Source organism: Ferrimonas futtsuensis DSM 18154 (genome assembly GCF_000422645.1).
Lineage (GTDB): Bacteria > Pseudomonadota > Gammaproteobacteria > Enterobacterales > Shewanellaceae > Ferrimonas > Ferrimonas futtsuensis.
In genome coordinates this window covers 239057-255077 of sequence record NZ_AUGL01000006.1, presented here as the reverse complement: position 1 = coordinate 255077, position 16021 = coordinate 239057, and the positions used below count along the sequence as shown (strand labels likewise).

The 16021-nt window shown below is 58.0% G+C and carries 15 protein-coding genes and 1 tRNA gene; 12 read left to right on the top strand and 4 right to left on the bottom strand.

Annotated elements, in window-relative coordinates; all coding sequences use genetic code 11:
• The first annotated feature begins 69 nt into the window (after positions 1–69).
• The 9 genes from G505_RS0104850 to G505_RS0104810 all read left to right on the top strand — a co-directional run bounded on the left by G505_RS0104850 (position 70) and on the right by G505_RS0104810 (position 10321).
• Positions 70–435, top strand: coding sequence for a hypothetical protein (locus tag G505_RS0104850; protein WP_157509039.1), 366 nt, complete (start codon positions 70–72; stop codon positions 433–435).
• Complete coding sequence (locus tag G505_RS0104845; protein ID WP_028108552.1) at positions 425–1867, top strand: hypothetical protein; 1443 nt, start codon at positions 425–427, stop codon at positions 1865–1867. The genes G505_RS0104850 and G505_RS0104845 overlap by 11 nt, the downstream gene beginning before the upstream one ends.
• Positions 1864–2943, top strand: a complete 1080-nt coding sequence (locus G505_RS0104840) for a glycosyltransferase (protein ID WP_028108551.1) — start codon at positions 1864–1866, stop codon at positions 2941–2943. Before G505_RS0104845 ends, G505_RS0104840 begins: the two co-directional genes overlap by 4 nt.
• On the top strand, positions 2940–4700 hold the full coding sequence (locus tag G505_RS0104835; protein WP_028108550.1) for a sugar transferase: 1761 nt from the start codon (positions 2940–2942) through the stop codon (positions 4698–4700). Before G505_RS0104840 ends, G505_RS0104835 begins: the two co-directional genes overlap by 4 nt.
• Positions 4701–4905: 205 nt before the next feature.
• Positions 4906–5226, top strand: a complete 321-nt coding sequence (locus tag G505_RS0104830; protein ID WP_051215895.1) for an STAS domain-containing protein — start codon at positions 4906–4908, stop codon at positions 5224–5226.
• Positions 5223–6050 carry an OmpA family protein gene (locus G505_RS0104825; RefSeq protein ID WP_028108548.1) on the top strand — a complete coding sequence of 276 codons (828 nt, stop codon included), beginning with the start codon at positions 5223–5225 and terminating at the stop codon, positions 6048–6050. Before G505_RS0104830 ends, G505_RS0104825 begins: the two co-directional genes overlap by 4 nt.
• Positions 6050–8137 carry an SLBB domain-containing protein gene (locus tag G505_RS0104820; RefSeq protein ID WP_028108547.1) on the top strand — a complete coding sequence of 696 codons (2088 nt, stop codon included), beginning with the start codon at positions 6050–6052 and terminating at the stop codon, positions 8135–8137. The genes G505_RS0104825 and G505_RS0104820 overlap by 1 nt, the downstream gene beginning before the upstream one ends.
• Complete coding sequence (locus G505_RS0104815; protein ID WP_028108546.1) at positions 8134–8778, top strand: P-loop NTPase family protein; 645 nt, start codon at positions 8134–8136, stop codon at positions 8776–8778. The genes G505_RS0104820 and G505_RS0104815 overlap by 4 nt, the downstream gene beginning before the upstream one ends.
• 115 nt (positions 8779–8893) lie before the next feature.
• Positions 8894–10321: a sigma-54-dependent transcriptional regulator gene (locus G505_RS0104810; protein WP_028108545.1), complete on the top strand. Its 1428-nt coding sequence runs from the start codon at positions 8894–8896 to the stop codon at positions 10319–10321.
• Here G505_RS0104810 and G505_RS0104805 read toward each other — a convergent pair whose 3' ends face one another.
• Positions 10322–11380 (bottom strand): glycosyltransferase family 4 protein, encoded by a 1059-nt coding sequence (locus tag G505_RS0104805; protein ID WP_028108544.1) that lies wholly within the window; start codon positions 11378–11380, stop codon positions 10322–10324.
• Between the two features lie 100 nt (positions 11381–11480).
• Between G505_RS0104805 and G505_RS0104800 the strand changes: the two genes are divergently transcribed.
• On the top strand, positions 11481–11825 hold the full coding sequence (locus G505_RS0104800) for an Hpt domain-containing protein (RefSeq protein ID WP_028108543.1): 345 nt from the start codon (positions 11481–11483) through the stop codon (positions 11823–11825).
• Here G505_RS0104800 and G505_RS0104795 read toward each other — a convergent pair.
• Complete coding sequence (locus G505_RS0104795) at positions 11798–12673, bottom strand: gluconeogenesis factor YvcK family protein (protein ID WP_035385080.1); 876 nt, start codon at positions 12671–12673, stop codon at positions 11798–11800. The genes G505_RS0104800 and G505_RS0104795 overlap by 28 nt on opposite strands.
• 147 nt (positions 12674–12820) lie before the next feature.
• Between G505_RS0104795 and G505_RS0104790 the strand changes: the two genes are divergently transcribed.
• Positions 12821–12894 (top strand) — tRNA-Cys (locus G505_RS0104790).
• 583 nt (positions 12895–13477) lie between these two features.
• On the opposite strand, the gene G505_RS0104780 is transcribed toward G505_RS0104790, so the two are convergent.
• Together G505_RS0104780 and G505_RS0104775 are read right to left on the bottom strand one after the other, a co-directional pair.
• The gene (locus tag G505_RS0104780; protein ID WP_028108541.1) at positions 13478–13993 is read right to left on the bottom strand and encodes a hypothetical protein; all 516 of its coding nucleotides are present in this window, start codon (positions 13991–13993) and stop codon (positions 13478–13480) included.
• On the bottom strand, positions 13986–14744 hold the full coding sequence (locus G505_RS0104775) for a winged helix-turn-helix domain-containing protein (protein ID WP_028108540.1): 759 nt from the start codon (positions 14742–14744) through the stop codon (positions 13986–13988). The genes G505_RS0104780 and G505_RS0104775 overlap by 8 nt, the downstream gene beginning before the upstream one ends.
• Positions 14745–15169: 425 nt before the next feature.
• On the opposite strand from G505_RS0104775, the gene G505_RS0104770 reads away from it, so the two are divergent.
• The gene (locus G505_RS0104770) at positions 15170–16003 is read left to right on the top strand and encodes a hypothetical protein (protein WP_028108539.1); all 834 of its coding nucleotides are present in this window, start codon (positions 15170–15172) and stop codon (positions 16001–16003) included.
• The last annotated feature ends 18 nt before the right edge of the window (positions 16004–16021 follow it).

The window sequence follows — 16021 nt, the reverse complement described above, 5'->3', positions numbered from 1 at the left end:
AGTAATTGACTAAATAATAGTGGCACGGGGTGTGCAGACCATTGATATCTGGCCCAGCGGGAGAGACCGATGAAATGGATACCCTTAGTGCTGCTGTTACTCCTCGGCGGGTGCGCGTCCACCGCCCCTGACGGGGCACTGTCACAACCCTCAACGGCCCCTCAGACCACACTGACCTGGCCACAGGACGGCCGAGTGCTCCTGTGGCTGCAAGGGCAGCTTCCCAATGAGCTGTTTCGCGCCCAGAAGATGAGTGTGGTACTCGGGCCCCTGCCTGAAGCACCGGCCTGGTATTCGGCCTTTGTGGCGGAGCAGAGGTTGGCGGAACTGGAGGATGCCCTGCGCGCCATGGGTTACCAGGGCAGGGTGGAGGGCAGCTATCTGCCTTCGGCGACCCCGGACCAGGTCCGGCTTGGAGCCTCCTATGCCTATTGAACAGGCATTGATCTTTGCCTATCGACTGCTCTGTCAGCTGTGGCAGAAGCGCTACCTGGTGGTGATTCCGGCCCTGGTCACCGGACTGGTGCTGGCTCTGCATGCCTTTTCTGGTAAGGCCAAGTACCAGAGTCAAACCTCATTGCTGTTGCAGGAGTCGGCCCTGTCCAACCCGTTTTTGAAGGACCTCTCCGTCTCGGTACGTTTGAAAGAGCGGCTGGACGGCCTTCGCGCCCTGTTGCACAGCCGTTATGTCATGGCCGAAGTTGCCGGAGAAGCCGGATTGACCTCGGACACCATGGCGGACAGTCAAAAGGAGATGGTCTATCGCAGGTTGGCTTCTGCGACCCACCTGCATCTCAGTGGCGACTCCCTGGTCACCATACGGCTGCTCTGGGATACCCCGGAACAGGCCCAGCACCTGCTGAGCCTGATCAGCGAGAGCTTTCAACAGAGGCTGATGGACCCGGGGCAGCGTGCGGTGGACAACTCAGAGCGCTTCCTCTCTGAGCAACTGTCCCAGCAGGAGAGGAGCCTGGCTAAGGTGGAGGGGGAGTTGGCAAGCTTCAAGCAGGAGCACGCCAACCTGCTTCCCAATCTGCTTGGGGCCAACAACATGGCCCTCCTCGAAGCCGAGGCACAAATCCGCAGCAAACTGGTTGAGCTGGAGGGCGCCCGGGCGCAATGGGGCCAACTGAAGAGCCAGCTGAAGATGGCCAACCCCATCGTCAGTGAGATTGAGAAGCAGATCGTCTCCACCCGGGCGCAACTGGCGCTGCTCAAGAGTCGTTACACCGACCGTCACTCCAAAGTGAAAGGGGTGAAGGCGCGCTTGGATCAGCTTCAGCAGGAGAAGCAGCGACTGCTCCAGGAAACCGCGTCGGAAGAGGACCGGCACCTGGAGGAACTTTGGCACCTGGCCACCACCTTCAAGCCGGAAGAGGGGGACAACCAGGCCCCTCTGCTGGTGTCTCAACTTCAATCGCTGCAGGCCTCCAGCAACCTGGTGGTGACCCTGGAGGGAGAATTGACGGTGCTGGAAGCTCATAAGGCCTCCATCCTCGAACGGATGGGCCGCAGTGCCGAAGTGGAACAGCAGTTAGCGGAGCTGGAGCGGCTGGCCGAGGGCAAACGGGCCCTCTACAGCGAGCTGTTGGAGCGCTACGAAAAGGCGCGCGTAACCGGTCAACTGGGCCGGTTTGAAGCACCAGAGAAGGTGAGGGTGATCGATCGGCCCAATTACCCTTCCGCTGCCATTGGTATGCCCTGGTGGCTCATGGGTGTTCTGGGGCTGTTCGGTGGCGCAGGCGTTGGGGTGGCCCTGGCGGTTCTGGGGCTGTTGTTGGACAGGCGAATCTATCGACGCGAGCAGATCGAGGCCCTGAGCGGGGCACCAGTGCTGGCGGAGTACCTTGTGGAGGGTGAAAGATGAACAAGCCGGTATTGGTTCAATTGGTGCAAAAAATGGCCGTTGGCGGGCTGGAAACCATGGCTCTGACGCTGGGTGAGCGTCTGGAGGAGCACTTCGAGGTGCACTATCTCTCCCTGGAAGGGGAAGCCGACACCCTGATGGAGCAGTGGCCCAGGCTGTTGCAGCTCAAGCGCTTCAGCGCCCTGAATAAGGGGGCTGGTGTCGACAGCGAGCTGGTGAAATCACTGCGTCGCTACCTGAAGCAGTACAAGGTGACTCACTTGCACAGCCATCACATTGGCCCCCTGATCTACGGCGGTGCGGCGGCCATCGGCCTGGGTATTGAGCATGTTCATACTCACCATGATGGTTGGAGCCTGACCCTTGGTCGTCAGCGGCAACTGACTCGCCTAGCCGAAACCCTGTTTCGCCCGGCGATGGTGGCCGATGCCCGGGCCGTGGCCCGGGCCTATGAGCAGCAGGGGTGCAGAATTGAAAAGGTGATCCCCAATGGGGTTGCCGCCTCGCGTTTCCTGCCGTCTGACCAGCAGGCTGCGAGAAGGCAGTTTGGCCTGCCAGGGCGGGCGCTGCTGATGGGTACAGCCTGTCGTCTGGAGCCGGTGAAGGGGGTCGATAGGCTTCTCACTTTGTTGACCCGGCTGCCCGAGGAGGTGCATCTGGTGATTGCCGGGCAGGGCAGTGAGCGGGAGAATCTCCAGACCATGGCCGAGAATTTGGGGGTCGCTAAGCGGTGTCATTTCCTTGGGCAGGTTGAGAGGATGGAGCTGTGGTATCCGGCCCTGGACCTCTTTTGTCTGGCCAGCCACCATGAAGGGGCGCCCATGTCCCTGCTGGAGGCTCAGGCCTGTGAGGTGCCTGTTGTCGCCACCAATGTCGGAAACTGTCGCGATATGGTATGTACCAAAATGGGGTGCATAGTCGGCGGAGACAAGGTGGAGGAGTGGCTCAGGCCGGTACGCCGGTTGTTGTCGTTGAGCCGACAGAGCCGGGGAGTGCTGCGGAGATTTGTGCTGAGCCATGGCAGCGATACCACCATGGCGCAGCAGTATCTGACCCTGCTGGAGGAGAAAGCATGATGGTGTTAATTCTCTGGATTGTGGTTACCTCTCTGCTGGTGATCAACCTGGTGCTCTACCCCAGGTGGATGGGGTGGCTGGCCGCCCGTAAGACCGGGGCGTTTACCCATTTGCAGAGTCAAAGGGTGGATCGCATCACCCTGGTGATCCCCTGCTATAACGAAGCACGGGAACTGGGCTTCAAACTGAACAACCTGATCAGATTCGCCAAACCCTTATGTCAAGTCGAGGTGGAGGTGTTGCTTGACGGTTGCCGGGACAACAGCGCTTCTGTGGTTCATCAGTTCCAGCCAAGGTTTGCCCAGGCCGGGATGCGCCTGCACAGCCGGGAGTTTGCCGACAATCGGGGTAAGGTTCACCGGTTGAATCAGGCTCTGGCCCGCCTGAAAGGACGCCCTGGAGAACTGGTGCTGTTAAGCGATTGCAGCGCACTGCTCGGCCGGGACACCCTGCAACTGGCCGAGCAGCGTTTTTGCGACCCCCATCTGGGGGCCCTGGCTGGCCGGTACACCCATGGTACCGACAGTCGTCTTGCCCGGCATTGGGCGGGGCTGAATCGCTGCCGGGCCGGGGAAGCGAGCCTGGGCGCGGTGATGGGCGGTCCCGGCGCTTTGTTGCTGCTGCGCAGTGAGTGCATTACCGAGCTGAAGGCGGATTGCATCAACGATGACTTTGAATTGGTGATGGGGGTGTTGAGGCAGGGATACCGCAGCGGTTATGACCAGAGAATGCGGGCAGTAGATGTGGCGCCCCGATCGTCAGAACGGCTGTTCGCACAGAGGATGCGCATTGCCGCAGGCAACCTGCAGCAGCTGGGTTCGTTGGTGAAAACCTTGCCGATATTGCCCTTTTCGGCGCGCGTCGCCGGTCTTTCAGGCAAGGGGCTCAGAGCCTTCGTGCCCCTTTTGATGCCTCTCTGGGGGGGATTAACCCTGTTGCTGCCCGCCCAGTTTCCCGCCACCGCTCCTTTGCTGTGGCCGATGCTGGCCTTGGCACTGGCCATGGTGGCGTTCGCCCTGATAAAGCCCAAGAGTCGGATCGGCATGGTGATGACCGCCCTTAGCGGGGCTCTACTGGGGTGTTGGTGCCGATTGACCGGGACCCGTGTCGGATGGAGCACTGTGGAGGGTGGATTCCAGCCTCTCATGGTTCGCGTGTTCAAGCGTGGTGTCGACCTGTTGGTGGGTGGTGCCTTGCTGCTGCTGACCCTGCCACTGTTTCCCCTGGTGGCTCTGGTGATCAAGTTGGACTCTCCAGGCCCGGTATTCTATCGGCAACTCAGGATTGGGGCCCGATACGATGACAGAACGGAGCTGTGTTATGTGACCAAGTTTCGATCCATGGTTCAGGATGCAGAGCAACAGGGCGCCCGCTGGGCCTCCAAAGGGGACTGCCGGGTGACCAGGGTGGGTCGCTTCATCCGGGCCACGCGTCTTGATGAGCTTCCTCAGCTGTTTCAGGTGCTCAGCGGCGAACTTTCCCTGGTGGGGCCACGCCCGGAGCACCCCCGGATCTGTGGCGAGTTGGACGCTCAGTTACCCTTCTACCTGGAGCGTACGTTTGAACTGCAACCTGGCATAACCGGCTTGGCGCAGGTACACCAGTCTGGTGACACCAACCTGGAGGACGTCAAACAGAAGCTTCTCTATGACCATGCCTATGGCGCGGCGTTGTCGGCGCCCGCCACTTACTTCGCCATGGAGTGGCAGGTCCTCAGGAGAACCGTGATGGTGGTCCTGGGCGCCAAAGGGCATTAACGGCCTGTTGTGGCTGCGCTGCGCCAGGGAAAAACGAGGGGGGGAGCCCCCCTTATTTTGCAAAACGGTTATTGCAAAACGCATTGAACTCTCTGAGGCTTTAACTAAGTGCATGAATATTAATGTTTATTACGGTTGGCATTCTCTTTGCTGAAGCCTAAGGGCCGGAACAGTTCCGGCCCTTACGTTTATTGGGAGAGTGATCATGGCTATTCAACTCGATCAGACACTGGCACCCACCAAAGTGGCGGCCCCCCAACAGTTCGACATCGACCACATCGCTCCCATCAAAGAGAGCTTTGAAAACCTGCTGGAGGACAGCAGCCAACTGGTGGTGGTCGATCTGTCCCGGACCGAATTCATCGATTCCTCCGGCATTGGCGCCATCATCTACCTGTTTAAGCGCCTCAAGAGCCAGCAACGTGTCCTCCAGCTGCATGGGGTACACGGCCAACCTAAGCGCATTCTGACTATGCTCAGGGTGGATCGCGCCATTCCGTTCGTTGGTGGTGAGGTGGCCGCATGAGAGGGCTGTTGGTCGTTGTGTTGCTCAGTGGCTGTGCTCAGTGGCCCGAGCAGGGGCAGGGCGGCATGGCCGATGAGAAAACGCCCTGGGAGAGCTACCTCAACTCGCCGGCCTTCCAGCAGGAGCAGCAGCAGTTGAGGCAGCGCACGGTGGAGGCGCAGATGGGCCTGGATCTGCTGCGCCTGCGCGGTTCCATGGCCTGCTTGCCCGCCCGCCAGATGCAGGCAGAGCTGCTGTTGGCCCGGGTCAGAGGTGAACTGGCGGACGGGTTGTTGGCCGATGCCGCGGAGACCATGTTGGTTGTTGAGGATCAGGTTCATCGCCTCGGGGTTCGACTCAATTATGTGACCGCCAAGCTTGGCTGTCAGGCACATCGCCCGTCACCCGTCGCCGCCTCTTCCCTGAGCCAGCTCGGTAACAGCCAGGTAAGCCGGCTGCTCTTTTCCGAGCAGTTTGCCGATGATCAGGCGGAGCTGTTGCCGGAGTTTCAACAGCGGTTGGCGTACCTGGCCACCGAGCTGATGGCACACCCTCACTGGCACCTGACGATCACCGGACATGCGGATCATCGAGGCAGTGAGGAGTACAACCACACCCTGGCCGCCCACCGTGCCCAGTCGGTCTCCGAGTTTCTGCTGAAGCAGGGGGTACGCCAGCATCAGCTGACCCTGGAGACCAGAGGAGAATCCCAGCCTGTTGGGGACAACACCACCCCGACCGGGCGGCTTGCCAACCGCAGGGTCACTCTGGTGCTGTCCACCAATGAGGATGACTCCGAACAGGTGGCCCTGCGCCACTGGGACGATGCGTCGAGGAGAGAGTGATGAGATACCTCTGCCTGCTAGTGTTGGTGCTGGTGATGCTGCCTCTTCAGGCCGAAGAGGAGCGGCGGCTGAAGCCCGGGGACAGCCTGATGGTGCTGTTGCCTGGCGAGCCAGACTTTGACCAGCCTTTCCAACTGGATAATCAGGGAAAGATCCGATTGCCAGAGGCGGGCAGGGTGGCCCTGCGTGGTAAGACCCTGGAGCAGGCAAAGGCCACGGTGAAACTGGCGCTCTCCAGTGTCTACATCAACCTGGATCAGTTTGACCTCGAACTGGAAGCCCCGCAACTGCTGATTCGGGTGCTGGGCTATGTGGATGCTCCGGGAGAGGTGTTACTGCCGGCAGACGGAAATGTGCAGATGGCGATTGAGGCCGCGGGCGGCCTGCGTCCCGGTGCCCAGTTGGACCGCCTTCAGGTGCAGCGACAGGAACAGATCATACCCTTCGACTACAAGGCGTATCTGGACAGCGGGGATGACACCCTGCTGCCAGCACTGAGGAGCGAGGACAGGCTGTTCGTCCCGGCTTCGCCGCTCACCGGCAATGTGGAAGTGAATTTTGATGCCCGCTCGCTGATCGCGGGGGGAGATGGCGCCGGCAAACGGGAAGCAATCACCCTGTTTGGCGAAGTACGAAATCCCGGAACCTTCTCCATTAAGGGCGAGATGAATCTGGTGGATGCCCTGATGCGGGCCGAAGGGGTGACCCGCTATGGCGACGTCAGCCATATCCGGGTGATCACCGACAATGTGCCTTACCTGTTTGACCTGAAAAGCTACCTGGATGAAGGGGAGTCCCAGACGTTGCCGCCGGTGGGGCCGGGAACCCTGGTGTATGTCCCCATTCAGGTCGACGTCGTGTCCAACACCCAAAGAACCGTCTATGTGATGGGTGAGGTCCAGCAGCCGGGAGCCTACGAAACCGGCGATCAGGTGACCTTCCTGGACCTGTTGGCCAATGCGGGAGGACCGACACGCTTCGCCGAGACGCGCAACATCCGCCTGTTACGCCAAAACCAGAGTGTGGTCGAGGTGGATCTGCTCTCTTACACCGAGAGCCGACAAACGACCCCGCTGCCTGCCATTGAGCCTGGAGATGTCATCTTTGTCCCCGAGAAAACCGACGTGAATGAGAAGTCCTGGCTGAAGATCCCGTCGGATCGGGCGATCAAAATTGTCGGCGCCATGAACAAACCGGGCCGGTATGAGTGGGATGATGCCATGTCCTTCCTGGACCTGTTTGCCCATGCGGAGGGCCCTAAGCAGCATGCGAATCTGGCCGAGATTGAGATTCTCAAGGAGAGTGGCGAAAAGCGCCTGTTCGACCTGGACAAGTTCATCAAGCAGGGGGGCAGCTACGCCGCGCTGCCGGATCTGGAGGCAGGGGATACCGTCATAGTCAACGAACTGCCCTGGGACCCCACGGACAACAAATCCTCCTGGATCCGTCAGGGGCCGGAGAGCTCCATCTATGTCTTTGGCCAGGTAGAGTCTCCCGGGCGTTATGCCTTCACCGCCCAGCTGAGTTTCCTGGACATCCTCGCCGCGGCGGACGGCCCCACCGATGAGGCCGACCTGGGTCAGATTCGGATCACCCACAGAGACGGCAGCCAGGCCAGGGTGACTCAGCTAAACCTGGCGCGTTACTTCGAAACCGGCGACGAAAGCGTCTTGCCCAAGGTGCTGCCGGGGGACACCATCTTCCTGCCTCAGAGAGACAGGCAGTGGCTGGAGAAGCCTGCTGAGCAGGTGGTTCGCCTGATGGGGGCGGTCAACAAGCCGGGACGTTACAGCTTCGATGACACCATGAACCTGCTGGATCTGCTGGCTGAGGCCGGAGGTCCGAAGGAGAACGCCTACATCGAGAAGATCATCGTCGTTCAGCACAGCTGTTGTGAACCTCAGGCCAGGGTGTTTGATCTCAAGGAGTTTGTCATGAGACCCAACTATGCGCAGATCCCGGTGTTGCGCCCCGGTGACACCGTTTACGTGCCCAATGAGGAGCAGTCAAACTGGCACGTGTTCATCAATGGGGTCAGGGATGCGTTGAGCATCGTTGCGCTTATTGCCCTGGGAGGTGCCATATGATTGTGACCCGTGACCCGTTTTCGGGCCTGACCACCATGCTGGAACGCAAAGCGGTCTCCAGCCTGGCCGTGGCCGATCTTGGCGGGGGCAGCGCCGCCTGGGTCAGCAAGGCCCTTGCGGCGCGGCTTCAGTCACTGGGGGGGACCACGCTGATGGTGGGGCTGGCGGAGCAATCGCCTGCCGCCTGGAGCCTGGATGATATCAGCGCTCACACTGCCATCGGCGACCGGAGTGGTTTGGCCTATCTGGGGGCGCCACAGCAGGACAGGCCGCTGCAGCTCAACAGCCTGGTTCAGGCGTTGCTTCGGTGGCAGCAAGAGTTCAGCACTGTGGTGGTGCACGCCGGCTCGGCCCTGGATGAGCGGGGCATTCTGGCTATATCCGGTTGCCAGGGCGTGCTGCTGGTGGTGGATGGCGGCCGGGACGACGAAGAGAAGCTTGAGCGGCTGAAGATTCGATTGAATCACCAGGGGGTCGTGCTGATGGGGGTGATTCTTAATCGCAGCGCGTTGCCCGCATTGGGACGAGAACTGGCGAGCTCACTGTCGCGGCGCCTCTGCTGGTTGTCCCACAAATCCTGGTTTGGTCGCCTGCAGATCTGGTTGAGGGAAAGCCGCTTTCTCAATGGCCGTTGGAGCTAAGTCCTTGTTGAACCTCGCGGAGGTAAATTAATCAATATTTTTTAGTCACTTCCTAGTAAAAGCGTCCTTGAGTCACCTACAATTTTATCTGTGTAGGCATAGAGGGAGCTTTGCCATGGCGGATTTGCAACATCGTGTATTGCTGATTGAAGACACCGAGTCTCTGGCTCGGGTGTACCAAGCCTATCTGAAAGAGAGCAGTGTCCGGGTGGAACATGTCACCACCTTCGCCCAGGCCAAAGAGAGCCTGGTCAAGCAGTTACCCTCTCTGGTCCTTCTCGATCTTCACCTTCCCGACCAGGACGGTATCGACCTGCTCAGGATGCTGCACAACAGTGGTTGTACGGTTCCGGTGATCGTGATCACCGCCAACAGCTCCGTTGAAACCGCCGTGGAAGCGATGCGACTCGGCGCCTATGACTTTGTTACCAAACCGGTGGAAGCTCGGCGCCTGCAGGTTACTGTGCACAACGCCCTGAATTACTACGCCCTCAACCGCCTGGTTGACCAGCTGGAAAACCGCCAGGCCAGAGCCAGCTTCCATCAGTTCGTGGGGGCCAGCACCTCGATGCAGGCGGTTTATCAGATGATAGAGCGCAGTGCCCGCAGCCGGGCCACGGTGTTTGTACTGGGCGAAAGTGGGACGGGCAAGGAGTTGTGTGCCGAGGCATTGCACCAGGAGTCGGCACGTCGGGAGAGTCCTTTTATTCCCCTGAACTGTGCGGCCATACCAAAGGAGTTGGTAGAGAGTGAGCTGTTCGGGCATGTGAAAGGGGCCTTTACCGGCGCTCAGAAAGAGCGCCAGGGGGCAGTGATGGCCGCGAACGGTGGCACCCTGTTCCTGGATGAGATCTGCGAGATGGAGTTGGATCTTCAGGCAAAACTGCTGCGGTTCCTGCAAACCGCCACCATTCAGCCTGTCGGCAGCGATGAACGCATCAAGGTGGATGTGCGCATCGTCTGCGCCAGCAACCGCGATCCCTGGAAAGAGGTGGAGGAGGGCCGTTTCCGTGAGGACCTTTACTACCGCCTCCACGTTTTACCCATCCACCTGCCCCCATTGAGACAGCGTGGCGACGATATTCTGTTGCTGGCAAAACGCTTCCTGCAAAGCTATGGCGCCGAAGAGGGCAAACGCTTCGTTGGCTTCAGTCGGCAGGCGGAGTGGATCATGAGCAAATTTGGCTGGCCAGGTAATGTCCGGCAGTTGCAGAATCTGATGCGTCAGTTGGCGGTGATGCACCCGGGCGGTAAGGTGGCCAGCGAAGATCTGCCGCCACCGCTTAACCGGATTGCCTGTGACGATGGCGCAGAAGGGGCCGCCCAATTTCAGTGGGCCCGTCCCAATCAGCAGGCTGGCACGACAGATACCCCGGATGTTGCCGCTGCGGTGCCCGAGCCCCAGTCACTGGCGGACATTGAACGCCAGGCCATCGAGGAGGCCATCGAGCGGTGTAACGGCAACATCACTCAGGCGGCAAACCTGTTGGAGGTGAGCCCCTCCACCATCTATCGCAAGATGCAGGTGTGGCAGCAGGCATAGTCAGGCCTGCTTATCTCTGATGGTTGACCTGGGTGCGTCCGTTATTTTGCCGGTGTCCGCCCCACACTGACGATAGAGCCTCAGACACAGGGCCAGGCTGCTGCGGCCACTCCAGTGGCGGGCGATGCGAGTCCTGGCGTTGGCACTCAATGTGCGCAGTCGGGGCAACGGCTGTGCTGCCATCTCAGTGATGGACTGTGCCATGGCTTTCATATCGCCGGCATCGACCAGTCTGCCCACCTGGTTGTCCACCAACTGAGACAAGTCGCCCACATCGAACGCTATCACCGGAACGCCGCACGCCATGGCTTCCAGCGCCACCATTGGCAGTCCTTCGTACCTGGAGGGCAGCACCAGGGCGTCCAGGTCCACCAGTCGTCGGGGCAGGTCGTTGACCTGGCCATGATGAATGACGCCACCGCCTTCGACAAGGTGAGCCAATTCGCCATCGCCGAAACTGTGCCAGTGATACTGAGGCAGGGAACGAGCGAGGGCAACATAACGATCAAACCCCTTATCGGCACAGAGACGTCCGGCAAAGCCCAGAGAGAAAGGGCGGCCAAATCCGGATTTAAGGGCGGTCGGCTGACTGACCCAGTTTCGGATCAGCCGGCAATTGTCGCCCACTCTGGCCTGAATGGCTCGAGAGACCGCCAAATTAAGGCTTAGGGGCGATGTGAGTTGGTCCATCCACAGATAGAAGGCCAGTTTGCCCTTACCCGGATCGCCGTTGTGGAAGGTGGTGACACAGGGGCGGCCGCTTCCCAGGGTCGCCAAGCGGCACAGTATCGATGCCTTGTAGCCATGGGCATGGAGTATGCCATGGCGGTGGTGGTGCTTCAGTTGGGAGAGCTTCTGGTAACTGGAGCCAATTAGTTCAACAAAAGCAACTTTTTGCATCTTGAGTTGCAAAATGAAACTAGACTCTGGGTAGGATGAGATAAGGAGCACTTCAACCTTACGACCCGACAGTGTCAACCTGTGGTAGAGCTGGCAGACATGTGCCTCGATACCGCCGTAATTTCGGCCATCCAGGACCAGTTTGATGGTTGGGAGCATAGGCCATTGTCCTGCAAGAGTGGAACGACAGCGAAAATTCTTGCATCGATGATGCCAAACTGTGGTTCAGGAGCAGAAATTGCCGAAACAAGGAGCGATGATGGCAGTGATTCTTAATGAAAACTCCATACGAAACCTGGCCTGCGATGCTGGCGAGGATCTGCTGGGGGAGCTGATAACAGTGTTTATTGATGAGATGGGATACCGCAAGACCCAGGTCGAGGAAGCCTGTCTGTTGTATCAGTATCAGGAGTTGGCCCACAGCATAAAAGGGTCGGCCCTGACCTTCGGTGCAGAGGCCTTGGCCGAACTGGCTGCTGCCATCGAGCTCCGCGCAAAAGGGGGGGATGACCTGGTCAAGGAGCAGTTGCCTGAACTGGTGGCCTGCCTGGTTGAGACCCGCAACCGGTACCAGGGTTACCTGGACGGCCTGGATTCAGCCTGAATGATCTCATACAGGGCTTGGCCAAGCAGCACCGGGCTGTGATACGGCGAGTCCATGGGCGCCAGAGGGTGATATTGGGTGTGACTGTCCGGGTCAGCTGACTCTCCGTTGCACAGCAACAGGTCCACCTTGATGCCGGTCAGTGTCTGCAACAGCTCCTTCTGTTGCTTTGGCGAGCGCTCTCCCACGGCACCGGACTCCGGTGCCAGGTTTGCGATCATCACCACAGGAACCTGGCGTTTCGTCAATGTCTGCTGTATATCCGCCACCAATAGAGGTGGTGCCAGGCTGGTAATGATGCTGCCGGGTCCAATCACCACCAGGTCGGCTTGCTCAAGCTGGGCTACCGCTTCGTCGCAGGCCAATACTTTGGGGTGAAGTGTGAGCTCAGCGGGCAGGGTGGAGGCGGCATCAATCTCCACTTCGCCCAATCTGGTGCTGCCGTCCCGATAGCCGGCCTTCAACTGAGTGGGCAGCTCTGACATGGGAATCAGGGCATGGGGGACCTCCAGCAGCCGGCACAACAGTTCGACCGCATCACTGGGGCGCACGCAGAGGCTGTCCAGCGCCTGCAGCATCAGATTGCCCAGGTTGTGCCCGTTCAGATCGGATTGGTCGTCGAATCTGTAATCCAGCAGGAGCCTGCCCAGATGATCTGCGCCCACCAGGCTGCTGAGGCAGTTCCTGATGTCTCCAAAGGCGATGCCACCGAAACTCTGTCTCAGGCGCCCGGTTGAACCGCCATTGTCGGTAGTGGCGATGATGGCGGACAGATTCAAGGGGTAGGGGGAGAGTGCTTGCAAAACCCGGCTCAGGCCGTGCCCTCCGCCCATGGCGACGACGTTCATAATGTTGACCGCAGATTAGTCATATATAGTTGAATAATGGCGCATATCTGTCTGAGTTCAAATTTATTGTCCTAAATTTCCCTAATTGCCTTGAACCTCGGGGCCGGTTTTGATTTAATGCGCTGCGTTCGACGACAGGTCGAATTTGGCGCGTTGGCAGAGTGGCTATGCAGCGGATTGCAAATCCGTGGACCTCGGTTCGACTCCGGGACGCGCCTCCATATTGAACGAGAAAGCGGTAACCTCAGGGTTGCCGCTTTTTTCGTATTGGGCTCGCTAAGGCGAAGGGGATTGCAAATCCGTGGACCGTATCTTTGCCCACCCCCTCGACTCCGGGGCTCGCCTCCATATTGAACGAGAAAGCGGTAACCTCAGGGTTGCCGCTTTTTTGGTATTGGGCTCGCTAAGGCGAAGGGGATTGCAAATCCGTGGACCGTATCTTTGCCCACCCCCTCGACTCCGGGACGCGCCTCCATATACAGATAAACGGCTACCTATCGGGTCGCTTTTTTGTGTCTGAACTTTGGTGGGAGTTCGGACTGCAGGTGGACCGAGCCAGGATCAAGTGCAGTGTGATGGGCAGAAAAACGGCCACTGAACAGTGGCCGCTTTCGGTCAGATGAGTGTGACAGACTTGCGATTTTAGACTTTGGTCTATACTTATGGGCCGGCCGTGAGACACGGCCCTCATCATTGTTTTGGCAAGGAGGCTCACGATGAACGCTTTGCAGTTTTTTTGCCTGTACCTTTTTTCGTTCGCTTTGATGTTGTTGTTTATTTTACTTATACCCACCCTGAAGTAGATCAGTCGACTATCCGACAACCGCATACGGCGTTAGAGGGTTGAAAGAAGACTGCGGCGTAGCCCTCGTCGTCGTGTCGTTCCAGTAATCTCAGTGTCAGGTTGTGAGCCCCAACATTGGCCAGGTTACTCTTGGCAAATGAGTTCAGGTACTGCATATGAGGCACCGGTTCGGCGTCGGGCTGATAATACTCGGTTTTCACCTCATCGATGGCCATTTCAAAGATGTTGTCCTTGGCAGAACCATCGATAATATGACCACTCATTGAGATCAATGAGTTGGCATCACCATCCCGGTCAAAGTAACGATAGCTGATACTGGCCTGATCATCCTTCAGGACAAAATCCGCAATCAGATAGTGCTTGGCGTCCTCATTGGCGGTGCGATCGTAGAGTTCGTTTCTGCAGTTCAGAGTCAAATCGGCGCTCATTCCCGTCCCCAGTTTATTGGACACCAGTACGGCGACAAGCAGCAGCAGTACGAACAGATTGATCAGTCTGAAATGGGATTTATTCACAAATTGATACCTGCTTTAGCCAACTGGGATTAATGAACTCAGGCGTTGCCCGAAAGTCACTGATCTTCATGTTTCTAATGTCATGACTCTTGCCCGCACCAAACATGGTGATATTGAGCATCTGCTGATCATGGGAGAGGGCCAGTTTTACTTTTTTCCAGGGAGAGTAGACGCAACCGGAAAACTGGTTGGTCAGTAAATCCGCGTACTTCTGCATGGCACCGATATTGGATTGAGAACTCGTGACAATCTCAACCTGAATCACCTGGCCAAAGTCGTTATGCACCTCCTGGACAGAGGTAGACAGTGGCGGCGTCTGATAATGATGGCTCAGCGTCTGGTAGAGCAGGGGAATGGACACCAGCAAAACGGCGACCACGCTGAGTATCTGCATGCTCCGCACAACCTTGGGAGTCAGGCGTTTTCCTTCCGATTTGACGGGGGCGGATTCGCGCTGGCCCATGGGGACAAACTGATAGCCCTCTTTGGGTACAGTGTGGATGCTGCTGGCCGCGGGTTCGCCCAGGGTGTGTCTTATGGTGAAGATCGCCTTGACCACAGCGGACTCGCTGATCAGGGGAGCGTCGCTGTCACCGCAGCTGAGCTGATGCTTGCTGAGGGTCACCCCAGGGCTTCCAATCAACTGAGTCAACACCAGCAGCTCGCTGCGAGTCAGCAGCTTGGTTTCGCCAGACTCCAGATGTTGCAGGCAACCCTGATCTGGAATGAATCTGTACTGTCCTAAATCCATAGGGGATATCTATATCTATTTAAACAATTGCTTAAGTCATTGTAGGTACCAAGTTTAACAAGGACCGTGATCAGACTCCCTTTCTATTCCGCTCACTGGTGATTTGGTTCCAAACTGTTAGCGCGGTCAACAAGGTGAATCATGACTGCCTGTGATCGATGTCACATCCATTACTCTTATTCCTCAGGAGGTAATCGCCAATTACCACTAATAAGCAGTGTATTAATTTGCATGTGGCGCGAACGCTGGTGTTCCATGTTGTTCGAATGGGGGCTTAAGTTTTGGCAGTCGAAATATTAGTTTGTTCTTAAGTGCCTAGATTACCGGGAGCCGGCTCACATTATCAAGGGGCGTAGATTTCTAAAGTTGATACCGAGGCCACTAAAGAGGGCCACACAACTGAAACCTACCAAGAGGTAATGATGATGAGTATGGACCGTAGAAACGCACTGAAAAACATTATTGGTATCACCACCGTAGCCGCTGGCGCGACCCTGGTACCTTCTTTTGCTAACGCCGCTGACGAGACTTGGGTTCCCACCCCAGCCGACTTCAACAACCTGCAGTATGTGAAGCTGGACCCCATGGAAGTGGCCAAGATCGCCTACGCTGGTGATGTTAAAGATAAGGGTTGTATGTACCAGGTGTTCCACGCACTGGTAACCGCTCTGGCCAACGTAGAAGGCCCAGATCAGGCCAAGTGGGCTGCCATCCCAACTGCACTGTCCGTATACGGCTCCGGCGGTATCTTCGGCCAGGGTACCGTGTGTGGTAACAACAACGCTGCCGGCATGTTCTACAAGTGGGTGAAGATCAGCACCGACAGCGAAGGTAAGAAGGTAGGTCCTAAGACCCTGTCTATGGTTTCCGCTTTCTATGAGCAGACTCCTCTGCCATTCAACGACGAAGCCTTCCTGACCGCCATGGGCGAAACTGCCGCTACCTTTGAAGAGAAGGTTGGCGTTCAGACCGAAGCCCACAGCCTGCTGTGTCACGCCTCTCTGACCCGTTGGTCCGACGCTGCTGGCATCCCAATTACCGCCAAGGGACCTCGCTGTACTCTGCTGTCCGCTTCCATGGCCTATCAGATTGCCGTAATTCTGAACGCCGAACTGGAAGGTGCCGACCTGTCTGGCTTCCCAGGTGAAACCGAAGAGACCAGCGCATGTCTGGGCTGCCACACCAAGGGTGAAAGCCCAATGGGCGCCGCTTCCGTGATGTCCCACATGGAATGTGATACCTGTCACGGCACCCTGTAAGTGTTGGCCATAGCGATA

Bases quoted from the DNA above. Each gene is read 5' to 3' on its own strand.
- G505_RS0104850 (WP_157509039.1), top strand. From the start codon at position 70: ATGAAATGGATACCCTTAGTGCTGCTGTTACTCCTCGGCGGGTGCGCG.
- G505_RS0104845 (WP_028108552.1), top strand. From the start codon at position 425: ATGCCTATTGAACAGGCATTGATCTTTGCCTATCGACTGCTCTGTCAG.
- G505_RS0104840 (WP_028108551.1), top strand. From the start codon at position 1,864: ATGAACAAGCCGGTATTGGTTCAATTGGTGCAAAAAATGGCCGTTGGC.
- G505_RS0104835 (WP_028108550.1), top strand. From the start codon at position 2,940: ATGATGGTGTTAATTCTCTGGATTGTGGTTACCTCTCTGCTGGTGATC.
- G505_RS0104830 (WP_051215895.1), top strand. From the start codon at position 4,906: ATGGCTATTCAACTCGATCAGACACTGGCACCCACCAAAGTGGCGGCC.
- G505_RS0104825 (WP_028108548.1), top strand. From the start codon at position 5,223: ATGAGAGGGCTGTTGGTCGTTGTGTTGCTCAGTGGCTGTGCTCAGTGG.
- G505_RS0104820 (WP_028108547.1), top strand. From the start codon at position 6,050: ATGAGATACCTCTGCCTGCTAGTGTTGGTGCTGGTGATGCTGCCTCTT.
- G505_RS0104815 (WP_028108546.1), top strand. From the start codon at position 8,134: ATGATTGTGACCCGTGACCCGTTTTCGGGCCTGACCACCATGCTGGAA.
- G505_RS0104810 (WP_028108545.1), top strand. From the start codon at position 8,894: ATGGCGGATTTGCAACATCGTGTATTGCTGATTGAAGACACCGAGTCT.
- G505_RS0104805 (WP_028108544.1), bottom strand. From the start codon at position 11,380: ATGCTCCCAACCATCAAACTGGTCCTGGATGGCCGAAATTACGGCGGT.
- G505_RS0104800 (WP_028108543.1), top strand. From the start codon at position 11,481: ATGGCAGTGATTCTTAATGAAAACTCCATACGAAACCTGGCCTGCGAT.
- G505_RS0104795 (WP_035385080.1), bottom strand. From the start codon at position 12,673: ATGAACGTCGTCGCCATGGGCGGAGGGCACGGCCTGAGCCGGGTTTTG.
- G505_RS0104775 (WP_028108540.1), bottom strand. From the start codon at position 14,744: ATGGATTTAGGACAGTACAGATTCATTCCAGATCAGGGTTGCCTGCAA.
- G505_RS0104770 (WP_028108539.1), top strand. From the start codon at position 15,170: ATGAGTATGGACCGTAGAAACGCACTGAAAAACATTATTGGTATCACC.